This is a genomic window from Microbacterium sp. LEMMJ01, assembly GCF_002114135.1.
Taxonomy (GTDB): domain Bacteria; phylum Actinomycetota; class Actinomycetes; order Actinomycetales; family Microbacteriaceae; genus Microbacterium.
Genome location: NZ_NCTV01000004.1, coordinates 1 through 3,473 on the forward strand (window position 1 = coordinate 1; position 3,473 = coordinate 3,473).

General features: G+C 58.3%; 1 protein-coding gene and 2 rRNA genes. All 3 read right to left on the reverse strand.

Features of this window, described 5'->3' with window-relative positions:
- The coding region (locus B7W94_RS00060) for a hypothetical protein (protein ID WP_216353847.1) at positions 1-876 on the reverse strand (876 nt) is incomplete at its 3' end.
- A 229-nt stretch (positions 877-1,105) separates the two neighbouring features.
- Positions 1,106-1,222 (reverse strand): 5S ribosomal RNA (rrf, locus tag B7W94_RS00065).
- A 111-nt stretch (positions 1,223-1,333) separates the two neighbouring features.
- Positions 1,334-3,473, reverse strand: a 23S ribosomal RNA gene (locus B7W94_RS00070); the annotation flags it as partial.

Here is a 3,473-nt window from a genome sequence, read left to right on the forward strand (position 1 = left end):
GCGCACCACCGTCACGGTTGTAGCCACCCTCACGACGGGGCGCACCATCGCGGTTGTAACCACCCTCGCGACGCGGAGCGCTGTCACGGTTGTTGTAGCCACCCTCACGACGCGGAGCACCATCGCGGTTGTAACCACCCTCACGACGCGGAGCACCGTCACGGTTGTTGTAGCCACCCTCACGACGGGGCGCACCATCGCGGTTGTAACCACCCTCGCGACGCGGAGCGCTGTCACGGTTGTTGTAGCCACCCTCACGACGCGGAGCACCATCGCGGTTGTAACCACCCTCACGACGCGGAGCACCGTCACGGTTGTTGTAGCCACCCTCACGACGGGGCGCACCATCGCGGTTGTAACCACCCTCGCGACGCGGAGCGCTGTCACGGTTGTTGTAGCCACCCTCACGACGCGGAGCACCATCGCGGTTGTAACCACCCTCACGACGCGGAGCACCGTCACGGTTGTTGTAGCCACCCTCACGACGGGGCGCACCATCGCGGTTGTAACCACCCTCGCGACGCGGAGCGCTGTCACGGTTGTTGTAGCCACCCTCACGACGCGGAGCACCATCGCGGTTGTAACCACCCTCACGACGCGGAGCACCGTCACGGTTGTTGTAGCCACCCTCACGACGCGGAGCACCGTCACGGTTGTTGTAGCCACCCTCACGACGCGGAGCACCGTCACGGTAGTTGTAACCGCCCTCACGACGCGGAGCACCATCACGGTTGTAGCCGCCTTCACGGCGGGGGGCAGCACCGTCACGGTTGTTGTAGCCGCCCTCGCGACGAGGCGCACCACCATTACGGTCGTAGCCGCCCTCGCGACGCGGAGCGCTGTCGCGGTTGTAACCACCCTCGCGACGCGGGGCACCGCTGTCACGGTTGTAGCTGCCCTCACGACGCGGGCCGCGGTCGCCGGAGCGAGATGCGCCGTCGCGGTAGACGGGGCGACCTCCGGAAGGACGATCGTTGCGCTGGTTCCTGTCGTCGTTGCGACGTGGACGGCGCTCTTCCTCTTCCGGCATGGTGCTCCCTGTTCTCTTCGTGCTGTAAACGCAAAATGGCCACCCAACGATGGGTGGCCATTTCGACTAAAAGGAGTCCGGCGGTGTCCTACTCTCCCACAGGGTCCCCCCTGCAGTACCATCGGCGCTGTGAGGCTTAGCTTCCGGGTTCGGAATGTGACCGGGCGTTTCCCTCACGCTATGGCCGCCGAAACACTATTGATGTTTCAATCAAACCTAAAGCAATGATGAATCATTGTTGAAGGTAGTTCTCGACCGTACATCGAGAACCACTCAGTGGACGCAAGCACCAACAAACGGTGTGTTATCAAGTCATCGGCTTATTAGTACCAGTCAGCTGCACACGTTACCGTGCTTCCACATCTGGCCTATCAACCCAGTAGTCTGGCTGGGAGCCTCTCACCCGAAGGTATGGAAGTCTCATCTTGAGGCCGGCTTCCCGCTTAGATGCTTTCAGCGGTTATCCATCCCGAACGTAGCTAATCAGCGGTGCTCCTGGCGGAACAACTGACACACCAGAGGTTCGTCCAACCCGGTCCTCTCGTACTAGGGTCAGATCCTCTCAAACTTCCTACGCGCGCAGCGGATAGGGACCGAACTGTCTCACGACGTTCTAAACCCAGCTCGCGTACCGCTTTAATGGGCGAACAGCCCAACCCTTGGGACCTACTCCAGCCCCAGGATGCGACGAGCCGACATCGAGGTGCCAAACCATGCCGTCGATATGGACTCTTGGGCAAGATCAGCCTGTTATCCCCGAGGTACCTTTTATCCGTTGAGCGACAGCGCTTCCACAAGCCACTGCCGGATCACTAGTCCCGACTTTCGTCCCTGCTCGACCTGTCAGTCTCACAGTCAAGCTCCCTTGTGCACTTACACTCGCCACCTGATTGCCAACCAGGTTGAGGGAACCTTTGGGCGCCTCCGTTACTTTTTGGGAGGCAACCGCCCCAGTTAAACTACCCACCAGGCACTGTCCCTGAACCGGATTACGGTTCGAAGTTAGATATCCAGAGTGACCAGAGTGGTATTTCAACAATGACTCCACGGTAACTGGCGTCACCGCTTCAAAGTCTCCCACCTATCCTACACAAGCCACACCGAACACCAATACCAAGCTGTAGTAAAGGTCACGGGGTCTTTCCGTCCTGCTGCGCGTAACGAGCATCTTTACTCGTAATGCAATTTCGCCGAGTTCGCGGTTGAGACAGTTGGGAAGTCGTTACGCCATTCGTGCAGGTCGGAACTTACCCGACAAGGAATTTCGCTACCTTAGGATGGTTATAGTTACCACCGCCGTTTACTGGGGCTTAAATTCTCAGCTTCGCCTTGCGGCTAACCGGTCCTCTTAACCTTCCAGCACCGGGCAGGCGTCAGTCCGTATACATCGTCTTGCGACTTGGCACGGACCTGTGTTTTTAGTAAACAGTCGCTACCCACTAGTCTCTGCGGCCTCCAAACGCTTTCGGAGCAAGTCCTAATACGTCGAAGGCCCCCCTTCTCCCGAAGTTACGGGGGCATTTTGCCGAGTTCCTTAACCACGATTCTCTCGATCTCCTTGGTATTCTCTACCTGACCACCTGAGTCGGTTTGGGGTACGGGCAGCTAGAACCTCGCGTCGATGCTTTTCTCGGCAGCATAGGATCATCCACTTTTTATCCGCATCGTGTCTCAGCCTGTATGAGTCGCGGATTTGCCTACGACTCGGCCTACGCACTTGCACCAGGACAACCATCGCCTGGCTTGGACTACCTTCCTGCGTCACACCTGTTAATACGCTAACCGCACCAGCATGGGGTCACGTGCTCCCCTCCACGGTGTCACCCGAAGGCAACGATGTGAAGGCTCGGACGTTTAGCACCACTGGATTAGCTTGGGCGGTTCTTCGCCGGTACGGGAATATCAACCCGTTGTCCATCGACTACGCCTGTCGGCCTCGCCTTAGGTCCCGACTTACCCAGGGAAGATTAGCTTGACCCTGGAACCCTTGGTCTTTCGGAGGACGTGTTTCTCACACGTCATTCGCTACTCATGCCTGCATTCTCACTCGTGTAGCCTCCACGGCTGGTTTCCACCGCCGCTTCGCTGGCCACACGACGCTCTCCTACCCATCAACACGGCTGGACCACGAAGGCCTACCAATAATGTCAATGCCACAACTTCGGTGGCGTGCTTGAGCCCCGTTACATTGTCGGCGCGGAATCACTTGACCAGTGAGCTATTACGCACTCTTTCAAGGGTGGCTGCTTCTAAGCCAACCTCCTGGTTGTCAGAGCAACTCCACATCCTTTCCCACTTAGCACGCGCTTTGGGACCTTAGTTGGTGGTCTGGGTTGTTTCCCTCTCGACTATGAAGCTTATCCCCCACAGTCTCACTGCTGCGCTCTCACTTACCGGCATTCGGAGTTGGGCTGACGTCAGTAACCTTGTAGGGCCCAGAGTC